This window comes from Streptomyces abikoensis (genome assembly GCF_014648775.1).
Taxonomy (GTDB): domain Bacteria; phylum Actinomycetota; class Actinomycetes; order Streptomycetales; family Streptomycetaceae; genus Streptomyces; species Streptomyces abikoensis.
Genome location: NZ_BMRT01000002.1, coordinates 35,759 through 56,710 on the forward strand (window position 1 = coordinate 35,759; position 20,952 = coordinate 56,710).

The 20,952-nt window shown below is 75.4% G+C and carries 13 protein-coding genes; 5 read left to right on the forward strand and 8 right to left on the reverse strand.

The features are described from left to right. Positions 1 to 10 precede the first annotated feature (10 nt). The 3 genes from IE096_RS07075 to IE096_RS07085 all read right to left on the reverse strand — a co-directional run bounded on the left by IE096_RS07075 (position 11) and on the right by IE096_RS07085 (position 9,573). The gene (locus IE096_RS07075) at positions 11 to 2,239 is read right to left on the reverse strand and encodes a hotdog family protein (RefSeq protein ID WP_189449772.1); all 2,229 of its coding nucleotides are present in this window, start codon (positions 2,237 to 2,239) and stop codon (positions 11 to 13) included. 48 nt (positions 2,240 to 2,287) lie between these two features. Next, on the reverse strand, positions 2,288 to 8,416 hold the full coding sequence (locus tag IE096_RS07080) for a type I polyketide synthase (protein WP_229820014.1): 6,129 nt from the start codon (positions 8,414 to 8,416) through the stop codon (positions 2,288 to 2,290). 254 nt (positions 8,417 to 8,670) lie between these two features. Next, complete coding sequence (locus tag IE096_RS07085) at positions 8,671 to 9,573, reverse strand: LysR family transcriptional regulator (protein ID WP_189449774.1); 903 nt, start codon at positions 9,571 to 9,573, stop codon at positions 8,671 to 8,673. A gap of 131 nt (positions 9,574 to 9,704) precedes the next feature. Between IE096_RS07085 and IE096_RS07090 the strand changes: the two genes are divergently transcribed. From IE096_RS07090 to IE096_RS07110, 5 genes are all read left to right on the forward strand, one after another. After that, on the forward strand, positions 9,705 to 10,859 hold the full coding sequence (locus IE096_RS07090; protein ID WP_189449776.1) for a diaminopropionate ammonia-lyase: 1,155 nt from the start codon (positions 9,705 to 9,707) through the stop codon (positions 10,857 to 10,859). A gap of 98 nt (positions 10,860 to 10,957) precedes the next feature. Continuing rightward, positions 10,958 to 11,899, forward strand: coding sequence for an NADP-dependent oxidoreductase (locus IE096_RS07095; protein WP_189449778.1), 942 nt, complete (start codon positions 10,958 to 10,960; stop codon positions 11,897 to 11,899). 48 nt (positions 11,900 to 11,947) lie between these two features. Next, positions 11,948 to 12,925 (forward strand): AraC family transcriptional regulator, encoded by a 978-nt coding sequence (locus tag IE096_RS07100; protein WP_189449780.1) that lies wholly within the window; start codon positions 11,948 to 11,950, stop codon positions 12,923 to 12,925. A 21-nt stretch (positions 12,926 to 12,946) separates the two neighbouring features. Then, positions 12,947 to 13,528, forward strand: coding sequence for a hypothetical protein (locus IE096_RS07105; RefSeq protein WP_189449782.1), 582 nt, complete (start codon positions 12,947 to 12,949; stop codon positions 13,526 to 13,528). Positions 13,529 to 13,623: 95 nt separating this feature from the next. Beyond that, entirely contained in the window at positions 13,624 to 15,087 is a 1,464-nt protein-coding gene (locus tag IE096_RS07110) for a hypothetical protein (protein ID WP_189449784.1), read from the forward strand. Positions 15,088 to 15,099: 12 nt separating this feature from the next. Here the strand turns inward: IE096_RS07110 and IE096_RS07115 are convergent, their stop codons facing one another. The 5 genes from IE096_RS07115 to hemA all read right to left on the reverse strand — a co-directional run bounded on the left by IE096_RS07115 (position 15,100) and on the right by hemA (position 20,745). Continuing rightward, positions 15,100 to 15,663: an NUDIX domain-containing protein gene (locus tag IE096_RS07115; RefSeq protein ID WP_189449786.1), complete on the reverse strand. Its 564-nt coding sequence runs from the start codon at positions 15,661 to 15,663 to the stop codon at positions 15,100 to 15,102. An 86-nt stretch (positions 15,664 to 15,749) separates the two neighbouring features. Then, the gene (locus tag IE096_RS07120; protein ID WP_189449788.1) at positions 15,750 to 16,583 is read right to left on the reverse strand and encodes a sulfite exporter TauE/SafE family protein; all 834 of its coding nucleotides are present in this window, start codon (positions 16,581 to 16,583) and stop codon (positions 15,750 to 15,752) included. A 216-nt stretch (positions 16,584 to 16,799) separates the two neighbouring features. Next, positions 16,800 to 18,173 carry an MBL fold metallo-hydrolase gene (locus tag IE096_RS07125; RefSeq protein WP_189449790.1) on the reverse strand — a complete coding sequence of 458 codons (1,374 nt, stop codon included), beginning with the start codon at positions 18,171 to 18,173 and terminating at the stop codon, positions 16,800 to 16,802. Positions 18,174 to 18,286: 113 nt separating this feature from the next. Further along, positions 18,287 to 19,447, reverse strand: coding sequence for an MFS transporter (locus tag IE096_RS07130; protein ID WP_229820015.1), 1,161 nt, complete (start codon positions 19,445 to 19,447; stop codon positions 18,287 to 18,289). A gap of 56 nt (positions 19,448 to 19,503) precedes the next feature. Beyond that, complete coding sequence (gene hemA / locus IE096_RS07135; protein ID WP_229820016.1) at positions 19,504 to 20,745, reverse strand: 5-aminolevulinate synthase; 1,242 nt, start codon at positions 20,743 to 20,745, stop codon at positions 19,504 to 19,506. Positions 20,746 to 20,952 lie beyond the last annotated feature (207 nt).

A 20,952-nucleotide genomic window follows, 5' to 3' on the forward strand; every position in this document is an offset into this window, starting at 1 on the left:
CCCCGCGTGGTCACGCGGCCTCCCCGCGGATGTCGGCCGCGATGTTGTCCACCTGGTAGATGCGCAGGTCGTCGCGCCAGACACTGCCGTCGGCGAACAGCAGGACCCGGCGGTCCTCGCGGCGTACCTCGCGGATGTGCGCCTCGCCGCGCACCCGCCGGTGCTCGCGCAGGATCTGCCCCCGGTAGGACCAGTGGAGCTCCTCGCCGACGGCGATGTGGAGGCGGGGGCGGACGAGGTGGTCGAGCAGGCCGGTGTGGAGGGCGTAGGCGTGCACCGCCTGGTAGAGCATCTGCACCCCCGCGGAGCCCGGCATCACGGGGTCCTGGAAGAAGTGGTGGTGGAAGAACCAGTCGTCGCGCCGCACGGGTTTGTCGCACAGGACGTAGCCGGCGCCGTGGTCGCCGCCGCCGGGTACGAGCGCGACGTCCTCCAGCAGCGCGAGGCGGCCGCGCCCCGGCCGGAGGTCCCGGCGGGGGTCCAGCCGGCGGACGTCGGCGGGGGCGGGCGGGTGGCGTTCCAGCCAGGGGGGCCGGTAGGTGCCGCCGTCCAGGCCCTGTTGCTCGGCGAGCAGTTCGGGGGTGAAGAAGCCGTGGACGGCCTCTCCCTCGTAGAAGGGCTCGCCGCCCGCGCGGAGTTGGAAGTCGTAGCGGTGCATGACGCCGCCGGGCAGGGGTGAGTGCGACCGCAGGGTGACGTGTTGCTCCACGGTGGTGCCGGGCGTGTCGACGTGCCGGAGCAGCCGTGCCCTGCCGTCGAGGTTGCGGCAGGAGAGGTGCCCGTCGGGGTACGCGCCCGCGACGCCGAGCATGCCGCTGAACAGGCCCGCCGCCTGGAGCGCGGTCTCCATGAGGGCGAGTTGCGGCATCGTCCCGCCGTTCTCCCGTACGTACCAGGGGTCGGCCGGGACGTCGTACTCGGCGAGCCCCCAGCTGCCGGGGCGGTACGCGTCCCACTCCCCGTGCCCGTCGACGACGCGGTCCAGCATGCGGAAGTCCCCCCGGGGCAGCCGGGGCCGGACCCGGCCGGTGACCCGTGTGGTGCTCCCCGGCAGCGGGACCGTGCCCAGGTCGCCCTCGGCGAAGATCGCGGTGTGCAGCTCGCCGGCGACGACGCGCTTGCCGGTGACGCCGGTGCGCAGGCCGGGCCGGGCGGGGTCCAGGGCGTCCTGCCCCGGCCCCTCCTTGAGCACGACGCCCACGTCCCGCAGCCGTGCCAGGGGGCGGCCGGCGACAGTGACCCGGCAGTCGGCGGTCGCGTACGGCCTGGGCAGCATGCCGGTCGCGGTGACCTCGGCCTCCAGCCGGAGTTCCGCGCCGGGCGGGGCCGGGGTGCCGCGGACGTCCACCAGGACGGGCCGCCCGACGGGGAGGGTGGCGCGGGCGCCGGGCAGGCACAGGTGGAGGCCCTGGTGGAAGGTGTGGACGCGGATGAGTTCCAGGGCCGCCGCGACGCAGTGCGGCCACGCGTCCTCGGCGTGGTCGGGCAGGCGGGTCGTGGCGAGCAGCAGGCCCTGTCCGTTCCGGCCGCCGCGCGGGTCGGCGAAGGTGACGGCCTCCAGCAGCCGGGCGGGCCAAGTCGCGGGGAGGGCGGCGGTCGGCAGGCCGCTCTGGTCGAAGGCGGCCCCGAGGACGCGGGCGATGTCGCCGGCGGCGAGCGCGTCGAGGTCGGCGGCGGTCAGCCGGGTCACGGTGGTACGGGCCAGGGGACGGGGGTCGGGCGGGAAGCGCGGGGCCGGGGGCTCGGGCCGGGATGCCTGCGGGCCGTGCGGTGCCAGGACGGCGAAGGCCCGCTCTCCGTCGCCGATCCGCCACTCCTCGCCGTCGCGCTCGACGCGCGGCGCGCCGCCCGGGAGTTCGGGCGCCTCGTCCAGCCAGGTGAGCGAGGCACCGCCCGGGTACCGGCCGGCGTCCTCTGCCCGGAGCGCACGGGCGGCGGCGTGCAGGATCGTCGCCACGGCGTCGACGGGCCGGGGTGGGGCGGGGGCTGGGGAGAGGGCCGGCGGGCCGCCCGCCGCGCGGGCGAGCTGCCAGGCGATGACGGCCTGATGGGCCGCCAGGACGCCGGCGTGCGTGCGCTGGAGACGCCCGGCGAGCCGCGCGGTGAGCGCCGGCACGGTCTCCGGGGCGACGGCTCGCGCGGCGACGGCCTCCGGGTCGCCCGGGCCGGGAGCCGGAGAGGCGGCCGGCGCGACAGCCGGTTGCGGCAGCGGAATCCCCTCGAATCCGAGCTCGTCCATGAGGATTCCTCCTTGGTCAACGCCGGGTCCGGTCGCTCCCGGGGCCCGTCACCCCCGGCCCGCCGCGCCCCGGGCGGCGAGGCCGCCGGCCAGGGCGGCCGGCTCGATCCACACGAAGCGGACGCCGCTCCACCGCTGGAGGAGCCGTCCGTCGGGCGCGCAGGCGGTCAGTGCGCACTGGGAGAAGAAGGACGCCGCTGTCGGTGTCGTGGCCTCGTCGACGTCGACGGTGATGACGAAGGGCTCGTCGTCGGGGAGCGGGCCGAACAGCTCCAGGCGTTCGGCGGAGACGGGTACGGGGATCTCGTCGCCGTCGGCCAGCGCCAGCAGCGTCAGAAGGGCGCCCTGCATCAGCAGATCGGCGAGGGCCGGGCTGTACAGCCGTCCGGCGAACGCGCCGTGGGCGAAGGCCGGGTCCGGCATCCTGGCGGTGATCACCAGATGGCCGGGCGACTCCTCCAGGACGTCGCGCAGGCCGTTGAGGGCCGCGCCGTGGAAGAGCCGGCCGTCGCGGTAGCCGGGGTGCGGGGCGTCGGTGAACGTGCGGGGCCGCAGGCTCGTCACGGGGGCCTCGCCCGGCCGGTCCGCGAGCCGGAAGCGCCCTTCGAAGCGCGGTTTCCCCTGTTCCCCGGCGTCGTCGACGCTCACGCGCACGAACGGTACGACCGCCTGCCGCGCGTCGCGTTCCAGCCGGACGCGGAACCGCTCGGGGTGCCCGGGCGGGAAGGTGATCGCCTGGGCGATCCTGATGTCGCGGCACTCGACGACCGGCCGGCCTCCCCCGTGGGCACGCTCGACGGCGCCCAGGGCCCAGCCCACGGCGGCCGTCATGGGCAGGATGGGCACCCCGGCGGCGCGGTGCGCTCGCAGGACGGGCTCCTCACCGAGCCCCGTCAGCACGCGGTACGCGGTCAGACCCGCGTCGGGAAGCGGTTCGCACCGCTGGAAGAGCGCCTCGGTCGGGCCGACGAGCGCCACCCCGCCGCCCCGGCCGGGTGCCATGAGCTCCAGGAACCGCGCGCATCCTTCCTCCCGGGAGAGCACGGGCACCCCCACCTCGGTGAAGATCTGGTGGAGGTCCGCGGCCATCCCCTCGGTCCAGGGCCCGAAGGCGACCGGGACGACACGGCAGTGGGGGTGGGCGGCCTGCCAGGCGCAGCCGAAGCGGTTGAGCGCCTCGTTGGCCAGGGCGTAGTCCGCCTGCCGCAGATTGCCCCAGATTCCGGCGACCGAGGTGAAGAGGACCAGGTGCCGCAGCCGCGCGGCGTCGAGGGGCGCGAGCACGTTCCGCAGGCCGGCCGGTTTGGTGTCCACGACCGCGGCGATGCCTTCCTGGTCCGCCTCGGCCAGCGGCCGGTCCCGCAGGACGCCCGCGCCGTGGAGGACGCCGGTGATCCGGTCCGCGTACGGGGCCAGGGCCGTGGCCACCGCGTCCGGGTCGCGGACGTCCGCCGCCGCGTACACGGCCTCCGCGCCGTACGAGCGCAGGGTGGCCAGGAACGCGCGGATGCCGCGCTGCCGGACGAGCAGGGCGAGCTCCTCCTCGACGCGGGTGCGCGCCGGTTCCTCACCGGGGTCCTCTCCCGCGTCGCGCGCCCGGGCCTCCAGGGCGGCCCGCAGCTCTTCCGGGCCGCCGAGCGCGGCGGCCCAGGCGGGCTCGTCCGTCAGGGGTGTGCGGCCGAGCAGGACGCAGCCGCAGTGGTGGGCGCGCACGAGTTCCTCGACGCACCAGGCGGTGACGCCCCCGGCGCCGCCGGTGACCAACAGGACGTCGTCCTTGGTGAGTTCGACCTCCCCGGCGGCCACCGGGGACCGGTGCCACGGGGTGCCGGAGACCCGGGGGGCGCGGCGGCCGGTCGTGTCCACGCCGACCTCGCGGACGTCGCCGGCGAGGTCGGCGAGCTCGGTGGCGAAGGCCGCTCCGGCGTCCTCGTCGGACAGGCCGGGGGCGAGGTCCAGGACGCGGCAGAACAGGGTCGTCGCCTCCAGGGCGAGGGTCTTGACCAGTCCGCCGAGCCCGCCCGCGAGGGCGGCGGCGGTGTCGCCGCCCGAACCGGCGTAGCCGAGCGCCCCGTCGAGCCGGGTGACGGCGACGAGGCCGGCGCGGGTGCCGGTCCGGGCCGCCGCCTCCAGGGCGGGGCGGGTGTGTTTGGCCACCAGGATCGCGTGCCGGAGGCGGGTGATGATCCGGTCGGCGTTCGTCTCCCCACTGCCGTCGCTGTCGTCGGGCTCGCGGCTGACGGGCAGGACGCACAGGTCGAGACGTGTGCCGTCCGCGAGGAGCTCGGCGAGACGGGCGGCGAGTGTGTCCTCCGCCCAGTCCGTCAGCCCGGGTGTCTCCGTGGCGGCGCCGGGGAGGGCCAGTCGGCTGACCCGCCAGCCACGGGTGGTGAGGGCGTCGGCGAGGAGACGGGCGAGCCCGCCCGCGTCGTCGATCAGCAGGGCGTGGGGGCTCTCCGGGTAGGCGTCCTCGCGGACGTCGACCGCGGGCAGGTCCATGGGAGTCACCCAGGCGCTGCCGAGCGCGGTGCCCACCACCGGTGAGAGGAGCTGGGGCCTGGGCTCGGCGATGACCTCCTGGGCGATGGCCGTCAGTTCACGGACCGTCCGGGCCTCGCTGAAGCGGTACATCTCGCTGCGGGCGATCACCGGGTAGCGGCGCCACATCTCGGCGCCGATCTCGACCTGTTTGAGGGAGTCGATGCCGAGGTCCGCCTGGATGTCCATGTCCGGCTCGATCATGTCGACGTCGTAGCCGGTCTTCTCGGCGATCACGGCGCGGAAGACTCCCTCGACCTCGTCGGGGTCGAGCGAGCCGATGTCCGTCGTGCCGGTCGCCGCGACTTCCCCCTTCTGTGCCGCCCACAGCTCGGCGAGCGCCGACCTGCTCTCGGCGTGCGGGCCCTCGGCGCGCTGGTCCTCGGCGCGCTGGTCCTCGGCCACCGGTCCGGCATCAGGGCGGGGTTCCGCCGTCACCGCGTCGACCGCCGCCGGTACGGGCAGGAGCGGGTCGTCCTGTTCGGGTGGCCCCGACGGCGGTCGCAGGAGGCCGGAGACCGCTTCGGCCGCGCGGGCGTGCGTCTCGCCGAGGGCCATGCTGTGGTCGGCGACCGCCTGGATGGCCGCGAGCAGCGACGCGTCCATCCGGCCGGCCGCCGCGCCCCGGGCGAGGAGCGCGCCGAGCTGCTCGGTGGTGCGGACCTCGCTGTCCACGTAGCGGGCGTGCGCGGCCAGGTGGTCGGTGGCGGCGCGGGTCAGCGGGTCGGCCGCCTCGGTCCGGGCCGGCGACGGGGCCGGGGCGGGCGCGCCTTCCGGCTCGGCGCGCGATGCGGCGGCGGTGTGCCGGGCGAGGAGTTCCTCGTAGGCGCCGCGCCGCTTCTCCACGGCGAAGAACGGGCCGTCCAGGCGGCGGGCCACCTTGGAGGGCGTCCGGCGCTCCGGGCGGGGCGGGGCCGAGTAGCGGTCGACGCCGGTGAGGGGCAGGCCGAGGACGGCCAGGCGGACGGCCGCCTGCTTGAGCGCCGTGCAGGCGTCCGTCCCGGGCCCGGCGTCGCAGGCGACGACCTCCGCGCGGCCGGGCCCGAGGGTCCGTTCGACGAATCCGGTGAGGATCCGCCGGGGGCCGAACTCGACGAAGACCCGGATGCCGTCGGCGTGCATCTCCTCCAGGCGGGCGGCGAAGTCGACGGGGCGCAGCAGTTGCCCGACCAGGGTGCGGCGGTTGGCGTCCGCGTCGTCGCCGTAGGACGCCCCGGCCGTGTCGGCGTAAACGGGCAGTGCGGGAGGGGCGAAGGCGGCCTCGGCGCAGGCGGTCGCGAACTCCTGGGCGGCGTGGGCGATGTGCGGGGTGTGGAAGGCGGCCGCGACCGGCAGGAGCCGTACGGGCAGGCCGCGCGCGGCGCACGCGTCGGTGAAGTGCCGGACGGCGGCGGTCGGGCCGCCGACGGTTTGCTCGTCGGGCGCATTGTGGTTGCAGACCGTCAGTTCGGGGTGTTCCGCGAGGAGTTCGGTGAGTGCGTCGCGGCTCATGCGGGCGGCGGCCATGGCGCCGGGGTCGTGGCCGGGGCCGGGCGGTCGTGCCATGGCCTGACCGCGGGCGTGGGCCAGGGCCGTGAAGCCGGCGTCGTCCAGGACGCCGGCGGCCCACAGGGCGGTCAGCTCCCCGAAGCTGTGGCCGAGCAGTGCGTGCGGGGTGAAGCCCAGCTCGCGCAGGTAGCGGTACTGGCCCGTGGAGAGGGCGCCGATGGCCGGCTGGGCGTGGGAGGTGCGGCGGAGCCGTTCGGCGTGGCGGGTGGCGTCGCCGGTCCCCGGTGGGGGGAAGACCGCGCGGGCCAGGCTGTCGGCGGCGGGGAAGCGGGCGTTGGCGGCGTCGAAGGCGGCGCGGACCGGGGGCAGGGCGAGGGCGGCGTGCAGGCCCATGCCGGGGTACTGGCTCCCCTGTCCCGCGAACAGCGCCCCCGTTTTGGTGCCGGGGGGCAGGGCCCGGGTGCGGTAGTGGATGCCGCGCGGGTGGCTCCAGGTGTCGTCGCCGGGGTGGTCGCGCAATCGGGCGACGGCGAGGGCGAGCAGCTCCTCGTACTCCGGTCGTCCCGTGGCGACGAGGCCGAGGCGGGCGTGGGGCGCGGGGACCGGCCCGGGGTCGGGCGGGTCGCCGCGCTCCAGCCGTCGCAGCAGTTCCGCCCTGTCGGGCGCGTGCCAGAGGTACGCGGAAGGGGTGTCGTGCAGCGCGTACTCCCGTTCCACCCGGGGGCCTTGGTGTTCTTCGAGGACGGCGTGGTAGTTGACGCCGCCGAAGCCGAACGCCGAGACCCCCGCCCGCCGGGGCGTGCCCGAGGGGTCGCGTACCCAGGGGCGGGCCGTGGTGTTCACGTAGAGGGCGCCGTCCGGGCGGACGGCCTGCGCGTGGGGGGTGGTCACGTTGATGGTGGGGGGCAGCACCTTGTGGTGGAGGGCGAGCGCGGCCTTGATGAGCCCGGCCGCGCCGGCGGCGGCCTTGGTGTGCCCGATCTGCGACTTGACGCTGCCGACGGCCACGAAGTGCCGGTCGTCGGGGGTGGCCAGGAGGTCGTTGAGCGCGGTGAGTTCGACCTCGTCGCCGGTGGGGGTGCCGGTGCCGTGCGCCTCGATCAGCCCCACGGTGGCGGGTGGGCAGCCGGCGTCGGCGTAGGCGCGGCGCAGCGCGGCGCTCTGCCCGGCGCCACAGGGGGCGTAGATGCTCTGCGCGTTGCCGTCGCTGGAGCTGCCCAGGCCCTTGAGGACGGCGTAGATCCGGTCGCCGTCGCGCTCGGCGTCGGCGAGGCGGCGCAGGGCCAGCATGCCGATGCCCTCGCCGACCAGGGTCCCGTCGGCCTCGGTGTCGAAGGGACGGACGACGCCGGTGGGAGAGAGGGCGGGGGTCTTGCTGAAGCACATGAAGGAGACGATCGAGTTGTCGGCGTCGCAGCCGCCGGTGAGCATCACGTCGGCGCGGCGGGAGATCAGCTCGTCGACGGCGCAGCGGACGGCGGCCAGGGAGCTGGCGCAGGCGGCGTCGACGGTGTGGTTGGCGGCGCCGAGGTCGAGGCGGTTGGCGACGCGTCCGGAGACGACGTTGGCGAGGATGCCGGGGAAGGAGTCCTCGGTCCAGGGCGGCAGGGCCGCGAGCCGGATCCGGACGATCTCCTTCGCCTGCTTCTCCGGGATGCCCATGGCGAGCATGGTCTCCAGGATCTCGGGGACCAGGAGGCGGGCGGCGAGCGGGATGAGGGTGGAGTTGGTGCCGCACACGCCCAGGACCACCCCGGTACGGGAGGGGGCGCACCAGTCCTCTCTGCCGCGTCGCGCGTCGCTGAGCGTCTCCTTGGCCACCACCAGGCTCAGGAGTTGCACCAGTCCGGTGGAGTCCACCGTGTTGGGCGGCATCGCGAATTCGAGCGGGTCGAAGAGCTCGGGGGTGAGGAAGCCGCCGCGGCGGCAGTACGTCTTGTCCTCGGTGAAGGGGTCGGGGTCGTAGTACCGGTCCGGGCGCCACCAGCTGTCGGGCACGATGTCCGAGCAGTCGCGGCCGGCCACGATGTTGTCCCAGAACTCCCTGATGTCGCGGGACTTGGGGAACCGTCCGGACAGGCCGACGACGGCGACGGGGTCGGAGCCGAGCCGGCGGTCCGGGCCGCCGGGGTCCTCGCTGATCGTGCGCACCGGTCACCTCGATCCCGACGGCGGACCCGTCCCTGCTTCTCCCCGTCTCTTCCCATCTCTCCCCAGGGGACGTACCGGCCCGCTCCGGGCGGCGAGGGCGTGTGGAGGCGCTGGTGTCACGTCGTACGACAGGAGGCGCCCCGGGCGGGACGCGCGTCACCACGCGGCGTCCTGCGCGCCGGTTCCGCACGCCCCGATGCCCACTTGCGGGTCCGCCGCCCGTGGCGTCACCGGGGCCGGGCAAGCACTTCGTCTCACCCTCCGGCGGCCTGCCGGAGGGCGTCCCGGCAGGCTTCGACGGCCGGGTGGCGGCCGCCGCCCCGGCGCACCGCGGTGAGGATCGTGCGCGTGCCCCGGCCACGGGGGAGCCGACGGAGCGCGACGGTCGGGGGGCGGCCGTTCCACACCAGGTCGGGCAGGAAGGCCGCGGCGTGGCCCTCCTCGGCGAGCCGGAGGTGGAGCAGCAGGTCGGTGCTCTCGAACCGGACGTCGGGTTCGAAGCCCGCGTCGCGGCACAGGGTGGTGGCCCAGTGGCGGGCGGCGCTGCCCTCGGGCTCCATCACCCAGGGCCGTCCGGCGAGGGCGCGCAGCGCCGCCGTGGGGCCGCGGCCGACGGCGGCCGGTGGCACGGGGAGGGCCAGGCGCAGGGGGTCGTCGAGCAGGTGCTCCTGTTCGAGCCCGGCGGGCCGGGGCGTGGGGTGGCCGGGGTACTCCTCGGCGACGACGAGGTCGAAGTCGCGGGCCTGGAGCGCCAGGAGGGCCCGTTCCGGTTCCATCTGCGTGACGTGGACCCGCAGCCGGGGGTGGGCCTCGCGGAGGAGGCCCAGCATGGCGGGCACCAGGGTGAGCGCGGCCGTCTGGAACGCGGCGACGCGCAGGGTGCCGGTGAGGTCCGTGAGGGACGTGGCGATGTCCGCCTCGGCCCGCTCCAGACGCTCCATGACCGCCTCGGTGTGGGCGACGAGGATTTCCGCCTGTGGGGTGAGCCGTACCCGCCGCCCCACGGGTTCGAGCAGCCGGACGCCCACCTCCGACTCCAGTTGGGAGAGTTGCTGCGAGACGGAGGAGGGGCTGTAGGAGAGGGCGGCGGCCACGGCCGCGAGGGTGCCGCGGTGCTTGAGTTCGCGCAGCAGGCGCAGTCGATGGAGGTCGAACATCGGTGGCGCGGCCCTTCGATGGCGGTCGCCGGCCTGCGGGGGGGGGCAGCCGGAACGTTCGGTTTTCCTGATGAATATAGGTGGGAAACGTGCGCTGGACTGTGCGAAGGGTGCGGCCGCACGCTGGTGGCATGCCCGAGGACTTCACTTCTTCCCGTACTCCGTCGTGGTTCGTCCGTCCGGCCGCCCGGTCCTGGAGGTGCGCGCCCGCGCCCGCCGACGCGCGGGACTTCCACGCCTCCCTGCCCGGCTACGCCCCGACTCCGCTGACCGAACTTCCCGCTCTCGCCGCCGAGTTGGGGGTCGGCCGGGTGTTCGTCAAGGACGAGTCGTCCCGGCTGGGGCTGCCGGCGTTCAAGGCGCTGGGCGCGTCCTGGGCGGTGCGCCGGGTCCTCGACGGGCGGACCCGGGGCCTCAACGGTCAGGCGGCCGACGGGGCGGGGGCGGCGGCCCCGGTGACGTTGGTGACCGCCACGGACGGCAATCACGGGCGGGCCGTGGCCCGGATGTCCCGGCTGTTCGGGCAGCGCGCCCACGTCTTCGTCGGGCACGGCGTCCACCCGGAGGCCGTGGCCGCCATCGAGGACGAAGGGGCGGAGGTCACCCGCGTCGCGGGGCCCTACGACGAGGCGGTGCGCCGGGCGGCCGAGGCGGCCGCCGCGCCGGACTCTGTCCTGGTCCAGGACACGGCCTGGCCCGGCTACGAGCGGATCCCGGCGTGGATCGTCGAGGGGTACGCCACGCTCTGCGCCGAGATCGACGACCGGCTCGCGCTCGCCCGTGCGGGGGCTCCCGGTCTCGTGGCGGTGCCCGTGGGCGTGGGCTCGCTGGCCCAGGCCGTCGTCACCCACTACCGGAGCCGCCGGGACGGGCGGGCCCCGGCGCTGCTGGCGGTGGAGCCGGAGAACGCGGCCGGGCTCGCCGCGAGCCTCGTGGCGGGGCGGCCCGTCACGGTTGCCACCGGCGGGACCACGATGGCCGGCCTGAACTGCGGCACCGTCTCCCACCTCGCCTGGCCGGTGCTCCGGGACGGGCTGGACGCGGCGGTCACCGTCACGGACGCCGAAAGCGCCCGCGCGGCCGCCGATCTGGCCTCCCTCGGCGTTTCCTCCGGCCCCTGCGGTGCCGCCTCCCTCGCGGGCGTCCGCGCGGCGCTCACGGGCGCAGGCGCGGACGGGCGACGGGCGGCGCTGGGGCTCGGGCCGGCGTCGGTAGTCGTCCTGCTGAGCACCGAGGGCCCGGCCGCGAACCCGCACACCACGTCCGGCACCATCACCTCAAGTTGAGACGATCGGATATGAAAGGGAGACAGAAAGCCATTCTCCGTCTCTGTTGATCTCTCTACGGTTGGGTCATCAAGCCGATCCGATCAAGGAGAAACCCCATGCGCGCCGTCACCCAGAACGCTTTCGGAGGCCCCGAGGTCCTGGAGGTGGTGGAGACCGAGCGACCGCGCCCGCAGGCCGGCGAGGTGCTCGTCCGGGTCCACGCCGGCGCCCTGAACCCCGTGGACGCCGCCGTGCGGGCCGGCTTCCTCCCGCTGCTCGGCGAGCCGCCCTTCGGCATCGGCTGGGACGTCTCCGGCGTGGTCGAGGAGGCCGCCGAGGGCGCGGGGTTCGCGGTCGGCGACGAGGTCTACGGGATGCCGCTCTTCCCGCGCGCCGCCGGCGGCTACGCCGAGTACGTGGCCGTGCCGGCGAGCCACCTCGCCCGGCGGCCCGCCTCGCTCGACCACGCGCACACGGCGGCGCTGCCGCTCGCCGGGCTCACCGCCTGGCAGTCCCTGGTGGGCGCGGCCGGGGTGAAGGCCGGCGACCGGGTGCTGATCCACCGCGCCGCCGGCGGCGTCGGCCACCTCGCGGTGCAGATCGCGAAGGCGCGCGGCGCCCACGTCATCGCGCTGGCGAGCGAGGCCAAGCACGACTTCGTGCGCGGCCTCGGCGCCGACGAGGTCGTCGACTACCGCACCACCGACTTCACCGAGGTGCTGGGTGACCTCGACGTGGTCCTCGACTCCTCGGCCGAGGGCGACCGTTCGCTTCGCGTCCTGCGCCCCGGCGGCATCCTCGTCAGCATCATGCAGCACCGCGACCTGGACCTCGCCGCGCGCGTCCGGGCCGCCGGGCGGCGCTTCGCCGGGGTGTCCGTCGAGCCGGACGCCGAGGGCCTGGCCGGGATCGCCGCGCTCGTCGACGCGGGGCGCGTCCGTCCGCACATCGCCGCGACCTTCCCGCTCGAGGACGTGGCCGAGGCGCACGAGTTGCTCGGCACGGGCCGCACGCAGGGGAAGATCGTCCTCACCGTCCGGGACGAGACCGCCGTCTGAGACGATCACCCCGCAAGACGACGCACGACGACGCACCCCGGGACGCGCATGGACATCCTCACCGAAGTACTCGGATCGATGCGCACGGGACGCCCGGCCTCCGTCCGCACCGAGGGGCGCGCCCCCTGGGGGCTGCGCCTGCCGCCGGTGGCCGGGGCGGGGTTCCACGTCGTCCTGCGCGGGAGCTGCTGGCTCCTCCCCCCGGAGGACGCCGCACCCGCGCCCGCGCCCCGCCACGAGCCGGTCCGCCTCCACCCCGGCGACGTGGTCTTCCTCCAGAACAACCACAGCCACGCGCTCGCCGACGACCCCGGCACACCCGCCGTCGACGCCGGCCCGGCGCGGTTCCGCCCGGGTTCGCCGATCGGCGCGCTCTCCCTGGGCGGGGACGGCGCCCGCACCACGCTGCTCTGCGGCGCCTACCACCTGGACCAGGGACGGCCGCACCCGCTGGTCCGTCAACTGCCCGAGGTCGTCCACCTGGAGACCCGGCACGGACGGCATCCCGAACTCTCCGCCGCCGTCGGGCTCCTGCGCGCCGAGCTGGAGGAGGAACGGGCCGGTGCGGCCGGCATCGTGCCGGCGCTGATCGACGCCCTCCTGCTGTACGTGCTGCGGGCGTGGCTGGAGGAACAGCCGGCGACGGCGGTGGCGGGCTGGTCCGCCGCGCTCCGGGACCCGGTGATCGCCCCGGCGCTCACGGCCATCCACGAGGACCCGGCCGCCCGGTGGAGCGTCGAGTCGCTGGCCGCCCGCGCCGGAACGTCCCGGGCCACCTTCGCCCGCCGGTTCCACACCCTCGTCGGGGAGCCTCCGCTGGCCTATCTGACGCGCTGGCGGATGACGACGGCGGCCCGGCTGCTGCGTGAGGCCGACCATCCCCTGAGCGTCGTCGCCACCCGCACCGGCTACGGCTCCGAGTTCGCCTTCGCCAAGGCGTTCAAGCGCGCGTACGGCCTTCCCCCCGGCGGCTACCGCCGCCACGCGGCGGCCACACCCATGCCCTTCGCGGGGCGGCACGCCTGATCGGTGGACGACAATCGGCGGATGGACGTTCCCGGGCTACTGGAAGCCGCCTCCCTCCTGGTGCCCGAGAGCACCGCCACCGACGACGACCTCACCGTGCGGGACGTCTGGGACTGTCTCGCCCAGGACGACTGGGAGTTCGCCCTCAACCTCCTGGAGGAACACCGGGACGGTCCCGCTCTGCCCCTCGCCTTCTGGGAGACCCTCGCGGACGCCGCCGGTCGACTACGGATGCGGCGAAGCACCGCCTGGTGCCACTGGCGCGCGTACGAGACCCGCCACGGCGTCATCCGCGCGGAACTGTCCCTGCCGGAGAACTCCCCACGCCGGACGCCCATCCCCGGCCACGGAGTCCTGCGGCCGGTGTGGGACATCGGACACCGCACGCCCACCGGCGACACAGCGTTCGCCATCGCCTCGCTCTGGGTCGAAGGCAGGGACGCGCTGGAACCCGGCGAACGCGCCTCGATCCGCCTCGCGCCCCTCACCCCCTCGCTCTGGGGCCACCTCCAGCCCGGTCAACGCTTCACGATGCACGAGCGCCGGCCCGTCACCGCCACGGCCACCGTCCTCGAGGTGCGCCCGGCCGCCGCCGACGGTTGAGGAAAGCATTTGGCCGGAGAGTGACGCCCGGTGAAGGATGGCCCTTTCACCCTTGTTCACCCTCGCTTTCCCATGCTTTCCAAGGAATGCCCCTTATGAACACCCGGCGCGCCGACGTCGACGACCTGGCCCTCGCGGTCGCCACCGCCGCCCGGCACCCGGCCGGGAGGACGACCCTGGAGTCGCTTCTCGACACCGGCGACCCCCAGCGGTGGGTCACCCTCGACCTCGGAGTGCGACGGCTGCCGTGGTTCTGGTCGTCCGCCCTGCCCTCCATGGTCTGGCTCGAGATGGCGGAACCGCCGCCCGGGGAACCCGTCCTGGCCGTCGCCCTGTGCCACCCCGACGGTCGCGTACGGCAAGCCGCCCTGGAACGTGCCGCCGGCGTTCCGGCGCTGCTGCCGCTCGTGGCCGTGCGCTGCTCGGACTGGGTGCCCCCGGTGCGGGACCTGGCCCGGGCGCTGCTGCGCGCCGGGCTGGCGGGCGCGGCGCCGCGCACCGTCGCCCTCGTCACCGCCGTCGCGCTGCGCACGGCCGTGCGACGGCACGGCGCCCACGCCCACGACCTGCTCATGGAGGTCCTGGAGAGCGCCGACGGGGAGGTGACGGACGTTCTGCTGGACAGCCGCGACCCGGCCACCCGTCGGCTCGGCCACCGGATCGCCGTGCGCCGGAACCGCCTCTCCCCGGCGCGACTCGCCCGTATCGCGGCCACGGACACCGACGTCGTCGTCCAGGACATCTGCGCCGACGCCGTCCTCGCCCACATGAAGGACGGCCGGCACGGCGAGCTCCTGGAACCGCTGCTGCGCGCCCGGGCCCCCCGGGTGCGCGCGTCCGGGGTGACCGCGCTCCACCGCACCGGGCGCCACGACGAGGCCACGGCGTTCCTCGCCGACCGCGCGGGCATCGTCCGCGCCTGCGCGCGCTGGGTGCTGCGGCAGCGGGGCACCGATCCGCTGCCGCGCTACCGCGAGCTGTGCGCCGGCCCCTTGGCGGACGTACCGCCCGGTGCGGCGGCCGGTCTGGGCGAGTGCGGCACCCGCGAGGACGCCGCGCTGCTCCATCCCCTGCTGGCTCACCCGGTCGCTCGGGTGCGGGCCCACGCCGTCGCCGCGCTGCGCGCCCTGGGCGCGGTCGACGCCGAGCTCCTGCGGCCGTCGCTGGACGACCCGTCGGCGGCCGTCACCCGTGAGGTGTCCACCGCGCTCGTCTCCTCGGGAGGCCGGCTCCCCGAGTCGTGCCTGTGGGAACGGCTGGCCGCCGACCGGCCCCGGCACGTCCGGGCGGCTGCCTTCCGGCTGCTCGCCACGCAGCGCGGGATGTTCCAGCTCCGGTGCTGCCTGACCTTGCTCGACGACGCCGACCACCGGCTCCGGGAGCGGGCCCGTACCGCCGTCCTGCGCTGGGGCCCCGCCGACGCCCCCACCGCGTACGCGGCACTGCCCGCCGACGAGCGCACGCGGCTGGACGAGCTGATCGAGGGGGCCACGCCCGTCCTGGGCGAGGACAGGACACGGCTGTTGCGCTTCTACCTGAGGGCGGGGCACCGCTCGTAACGGGCACGGGAATCAACGGTCCAGGGCACGGGCCGCCATGAGCAGGCCGATGACGCTCCCCGCCTCGGTGATCTCCCCGGCCCGTACGGCGGCCACCGCGTCGTCGAGGGGGATCCACCGGACCGTCATGGCGGCTTCGGTGGGGTCCCGGTGGTGGCCGGCCGACGGGTGGAGGTCCGTGCCGAGGTACAGGTGCGTCACGGCGGACGTGCGGGACGGCAGGGGGTGGTAGACGGCGAGTGGGCTGAGGGTGCCGGGGCGGTGGCCGGTCTCCTCCTCGCACTCGCGCCGTGCCGCTTCCCGTGGGCACTCGCCTTCGGCGATCGCCCCGCCGGGTACGTGGAGGAGGCGCCGCCCCGGCGGGTAGAAGGCGTCCTCCACCAGCGCGACGCGGCGCCTGGCGTCGACCGCGACGGTTCTGGCGCCGTCGGCGATGGTGAGGCGGTCGTACGTCCCTTCCGTGCCGTCCGGTTGGAGGACGTGGTCGTGATGGAGGTCCAGGTGGCTGCCCCGGTGGACCACCCCGGTGCTCAGTCTGCTCCAGCCCCGCAGGGGTTCTTGGATGTCGTGGACCATCTCCCCGCCGTTCCTCGTCGGTGCGCGCCGCCCTGGTAACGCCGGGGCGGGGGAAGCGTTGCGGGTGGGTGGGGGCCCGGAAGAGCTCACGTCAGGGCGTCGACGAGCATGAAGGCCGCCACGGCCAGCAGGGCCACCGCGAACGCCCGGCGCAGCGCGGTGCCGGACACCTTGGCGGCCAGGCGTTTGCCGTCCCAGGCGCCCAGGATCGCGGTCGCCGCGAACGGGGCGATGACCGACCAGTCGAGGCCGGAGGTGGTGGCGCCCCGGGTGAGCAGGGAGGCCAGGGAGTTGGTCGTGATGACGAGCAGGCTGGTGCCGACGGCGGCCTGCATCTCGAAGGCCAGCACCGCGACGAGCGTCGGGACGACGAGGAAGCCGCCGCCCACGCCGAGCAGTCCGGTGAGCGCGCCCAGTCCGGCCCCGGTCCCGGCGGCCCTGGCGGGGGCTCGGCGCGGCGGCTCCGGTGCGTCGGCCCGGGTGTCATCGGCCCGGGTGTACTCGGCCCGGGTGTACTCGGCCCGCGTGTCGTCAGACCGTGTGTCGTCGGTCCGTCTCTCGCGGGTCCCGAGCAGCATCATGACCGCGGCGAGGGTGGCTATCGCCGCGAAGGCCGCCGTCAGTGCCCGCTGGGGCAGGTGGGCCGCCACGGCTCCGGCCGCCGCGGCGGGGAGGAGGCCCGAGGCCGCGAACAGCGCGCCGGTTCTCCAGCGGACGTTGCCGGCGCGGGCGTGCGCGTACAGGGCGGTCGCCGAGGTCGCCGCGACGATGAGCAGGCTGGCGGTGGTGGCCGCCGCCGGGGTGAAGCCGAGCAGATAGATCAGCGCGGGTACGGCCAGGACGCTGCCGCCTCCGCCGAGCGCGCCCAGGGCCAGCCCGACCGCCGCTCCGGCGGCGAGGGCGAGTATGAGGGCGCTCACGCTATGACGCCGTCGCCGAGGCTTCCGCCGACGGTCGGCGCTCCGCTCCCGGTCCCTCCTTCCCTGGCCCGGGCCGCCGCCGCGGCGAGGTGGTGGCGAACGCGTTCCTGTGGCCGGGTGGCTACGGGGCCGGGACAGCCGAAGCCGTGGCGGGACTGCGGGAGCATCCTTCGATCACTTCCTACGGAGGGAAACGGGCGGAAAGGGCGGGAACGGTCAGGCGACGCCGCGCCCGGGGACGGTGAGCCCCGCGGCGGTGGCGGCGTCGAAGACGTCGTCCACGGCGACGACGTTCCGTCCCGCGGCGTCCAGCAGGGACGCGGCGATCGCCGCGCGCGCCCCGCCCGCGCAGTGCGCCCACACCTCTCCCGGTGGCACTTCACCGACCCGGTCGCGCAGCCGGTGGACGGGGATGTGCGTCGAACCGCTGACGAAACCCGCCGCGCGCTCGGAGTCCCGGCGCACGTCCAGCACCACCATCCGCTCGCCGGCCGCGCGGGCGGCCGCGAGATCAGCGAAGGTGGCGCGGCGGAAGGAGCGTAGCGCCTCTCCCGGGCGGACCCAGCCGGCGGGGGTGCCGGTGGCGGCCGCGGCCGGGCGGTCGATGCCTACGCGCACCAGCTCCCGCTGCGCGGCGGCGAGCTCCTCGGGACCGGCGGCGATCAGGGTGAGGGGCTTGCCCCAGGGGATGAGCCACGCGAGGTACGTGGCGAGCCGGCCGTCGCCCTCGAAGTTGAACGAACCGGCGACGTGCCCCTCGGCGAAGGCGACGCGGTGGCGGAGGTCCACCACCCACTCCCCCGCCGCCAGCCGCGCGGCGATCTCGCTCGCGCCGGCACGGCGGGGCGGGGTGAGGTCGACGGGCGCGGGCCCGGCGGCGTTGGCCGGGCCCATGTGGGTGTAGTAGGCGGGGATGTCGTCCAGGCCGGCGAGCAGTCCGGCGACGAAGGTGTCCACGTCCTTGGTCAGGGCGTCGTTGGTGCCGCGTTCGGCGCCGATCGTCGTGGCGTCGCGGCCGGCCGGGGCGGAGGAGCAGAAGCTGCCGAAGCCGTGGGTGGGCAGGACGGGCACGTCGTCGTCGAGCTCGTCGGCCAGCCGGTGGGCGGAGGCGTGCTGGGCGCGGGCCAGGCGCTCGGTCAGCCGGGGCTCGACCAGGTCCGGGCGGCCGACGGTGCCGATGAGGAGCGAGCCGCCGGTGAAGACGGCGGCGGGCCGGCCGTGCTCCTCGAGGACGTAGGAGGTGTGGTGGGGGGTGTGGCCGGGGGTGGCCAGGGCCCGGAGCGCCAGGCCGTCGTCCACGGGGAACGTGTCGCCGTCGGCGACCGGGGTGCGGGCGAAGGAGACCGCCGCGCCCTCGGGCACCAGGTACCGGGCGCCGGTGACGCGGGCGAGCTCCAGCCCGCCGGATATGTAGTCGTTGTGCACATGGGTCTCCGCCACGAGGCCGATCCGCGTGCCGCGCCGGGCGGCGGCCGCGATGACCCGGTCGATGTCGCGGGGCGGATCGATCGCCACGGCGACGGCGGCCCCGCCCGCCAGATAGCTGCGGTTGCCCAGCCCTTCCAGTTCGAGGGTCTCGACGGCACGCACGGCGGGCACTCCTCACCGGTCGACGCACCGGGGAGCGTGACGCACCCCGGGGGCATTCGGAGCTCCCTTCGACCGTAATACCGGCGGAGGTGTTCCTGAAACCTGGAGGGAACCTATCCGGCCGCCCGGCGCGCCGCCGTCGCCGAGAGCGCGGCCGCCGTCAGCCCCAGGACGGCCGTGACGGCGACGAAGCCGGGGCCGGCGACGGCCCACGGGCTCAGCAGGGCCGTCCCCAGGGCCACCCCCAGGTGGTCGAGCGTGCCGTTCCAGGAGATGACGCTCGCGCGCCGCGCCGGATCGGCGCCGCCGAGGTACGTCTGCTGGCTGGTGTAGAAGGCGCCCCCGGCCACCATCCACACGAACACCGCGGCCAGGCTGACCGCCGCGACCGTGCTGACCAGCGCGACGACGCTCGCCCCCACGAACACCAGCGCGCAGCCCGCGGACAGCACGTTCTCGCCGATGCCGCGCCGCCGCGCCCGGTCGCTCACCTGCCCGAGGAGCACCGAGCCGGTCAGTGAACCCGCGCCCACCAGCAGGCCGATGAGGCCGAGCCGTGCCGTGTCGTAGCCGTACCGTTCCGCGAAGAGCGCGCCGACGAACGTGTACGCGCCGAGCCGGCCGGCCTGCAGGAAGCCGGTGGAGAGCAGGGGCAGCGCCAGGCGGCGCTGCCGCCACACGGCGAAGCCCGCCAGGGGCGAGGTGGACACGGCCGTGGGCCGGGGGCCCTTCAGGCGCCACCCTATGAGCAGCACGACCGGGGCCAGCCCCGCGCCGACGGCCGCGAACGTCCACGGCCAGCCCGCCGCGTCCGAGAGGAGCCCGCCGAGCGGCACGCCGAGGACCTGTCCGAGGGCGTAGCCGGAGACGCCCGTGGCGACGGCGCGGCCGCGCTGGTGGGCGGCGGCGGACTCGGAGAGGTAGGCCCACATGGCGGGGGCGGCCGTCGCTCCGCCGAGTCCGGTGAGGGCGCGGGCGGCGGTCAGGGCGGTGAGGCTGTCCGCCGTGGCGCACAGCAGGTTGCCGCCGACGAAGAGCGCGCCTCCGACGGTGATGAAGACGCGGCGCGGGAACCGGTCGGAGAATCCGCCGAGCAGGGGGGCCGCCACCGCGTAGGTCAGGACGTAGGCGGTGACGACCTGTGCGGCGGCGCCGGTGCTCACGCGCAGGTCGGTGGCGATCGTGGGCAGCAGCGGGGACACCAGGAAGGTCTCGGCCCCCATCAGGAAGAGGAAGAGGTACAGCAGCGCGCAGCGGGCCCATGGGGTGACCACGGCCTCGCCCCCTGCCGGGAGGCGGGGGGCGAGGCCGGTCGCCGGGCCGGAGCCGGTCACGCCGACCGGGCGCGTACGCGCGCCGGTGCGGTGCGGGGCAGGTCCAGCTCGTCCCAGCAGCGGCGGAGCGCGTCGGCGAACCGGTGGACCTCCAGCGGCTGGTGGACCGGGGAGGGGTTGATGCGCAGGCGCTCGGTGCCCCGGGGCACGCTCGGGAAGTTGATCGGCTGGGCGTACATCCGGTGCCGTTCCAGCAGTGTGCGGGCCAGCTCGCGGCAGCGTTCCGGGTCGCCGACGAGCACGGGCACGATGTGGCTCTGGTCGCTCACCAGCGGGATGCGGGCGTCGCGGAGCAGGGCCTTCAGCAGCCGGGCCCGCTCGTGGAGCCCCGCGCGTTCGATGTCGCTGCGCCGCAGGTGCCGCACGCTCGTCAGGGCGCCGGCGGCGACCGCCGGCGGCATGGACAGGGTGAAGATGAAGGCGGGCGCGAGGCTGCGGATGGCGTCGACGACGGGCCCGGGGCCCGCCACATAGCCGCCGGCGGTGCCGTAACCCTTGGCGAACGTCCCCATCAGGAGCGTGATCTCGTCGCCGACGCCGAGCTGGGCGGCCAGGCCGGCGCCCTCGGGCCCGTACATGCCGACCGTGTGCGCCTCGTCGACGTACACGAAAGCGTCGTGCCGCTGGGCGACCGCGCAGAGCTCGGCCATGGGCGCGACGTCGCCGTCCATGGAGTAGACCGATTCGAAGGCGACGACCTTCGGGCGCCCGGGGCGCACCTCGTTCAGCCGCCGGTTGAGGTCGGCGGGGTCGTTGTGGTCGAAGACGTGGCGCTCGGCGCCGCTGGCCCGCATCGCCGAGATCATCGAGGCGTGGTTGAGCCGGTCGGAGAAGAAGACGCAGTCGGGGAGGGTCTTCCCCAGGACGTACAGGGCGGCGTCGTTGGCCGCGTAGCCGGTGATGAACGTCAGCCCGCTCTCCTTGCCGTGGAGGTCGGCGACCTCCCGTTCCAGGGCGACGTGGTGCGGGGTGGTCCCGGAGATGTTCCGCGACCCGCCGGCGGCGGCCCCGGAGGTGTCGAGCGTCCTGCGCATCGCGGCCAGCACGTCGGGGTGCTGGCCCATGCCCAGATGGTCGTTGCTGCACCAGACGGTGACCTCCCGGACCCCTTGGGGCCCGTGGTGCAGGGCTTGCGGGAAGCGACCGGCGAGCCGTTCGATCTCGACGAACGTGCGGTACTGCCCGGATTCCTTGAGCTTCTCCATGCGATCGGCGAAGTGGCCGATGTAATCAAACACTTTTCGCGAACCCCCGTTGAGGGACACGGTCTCCCGTGCCCGACTCGCTCAGCGTGCCTCTACAGCATCGCCCGGGGCCGGCTCCGGCGCATCGTCACCGGGTATCGGACACGATCCTCCTGACGGGCCATCCCCCGGGCGGCGGCATCAGGCCGGCGGATGAGAGCGGGCCGTGACGAAGACCGCCCCCAGCACGATGCCGTCGAT

Excerpts from the sequence above, each read along its gene's own strand:
- IE096_RS07075 (WP_189449772.1), bottom strand. The coding sequence starts at position 2,239 with ATGGACGAGCTCGGATTCGAGGGGATTCCGCTGCCGCAACCGGCTGTC.
- IE096_RS07085 (WP_189449774.1), bottom strand. The coding sequence starts at position 9,573 with ATGTTCGACCTCCATCGACTGCGCCTGCTGCGCGAACTCAAGCACCGC.
- IE096_RS07090 (WP_189449776.1), top strand. The coding sequence starts at position 9,705 with ATGCCCGAGGACTTCACTTCTTCCCGTACTCCGTCGTGGTTCGTCCGT.
- IE096_RS07095 (WP_189449778.1), top strand. The coding sequence starts at position 10,958 with ATGCGCGCCGTCACCCAGAACGCTTTCGGAGGCCCCGAGGTCCTGGAG.
- IE096_RS07100 (WP_189449780.1), top strand. The coding sequence starts at position 11,948 with ATGGACATCCTCACCGAAGTACTCGGATCGATGCGCACGGGACGCCCG.
- IE096_RS07105 (WP_189449782.1), top strand. The coding sequence starts at position 12,947 with ATGGACGTTCCCGGGCTACTGGAAGCCGCCTCCCTCCTGGTGCCCGAG.
- IE096_RS07110 (WP_189449784.1), top strand. The coding sequence starts at position 13,624 with ATGAACACCCGGCGCGCCGACGTCGACGACCTGGCCCTCGCGGTCGCC.
- IE096_RS07115 (WP_189449786.1), bottom strand. The coding sequence starts at position 15,663 with ATGGTCCACGACATCCAAGAACCCCTGCGGGGCTGGAGCAGACTGAGC.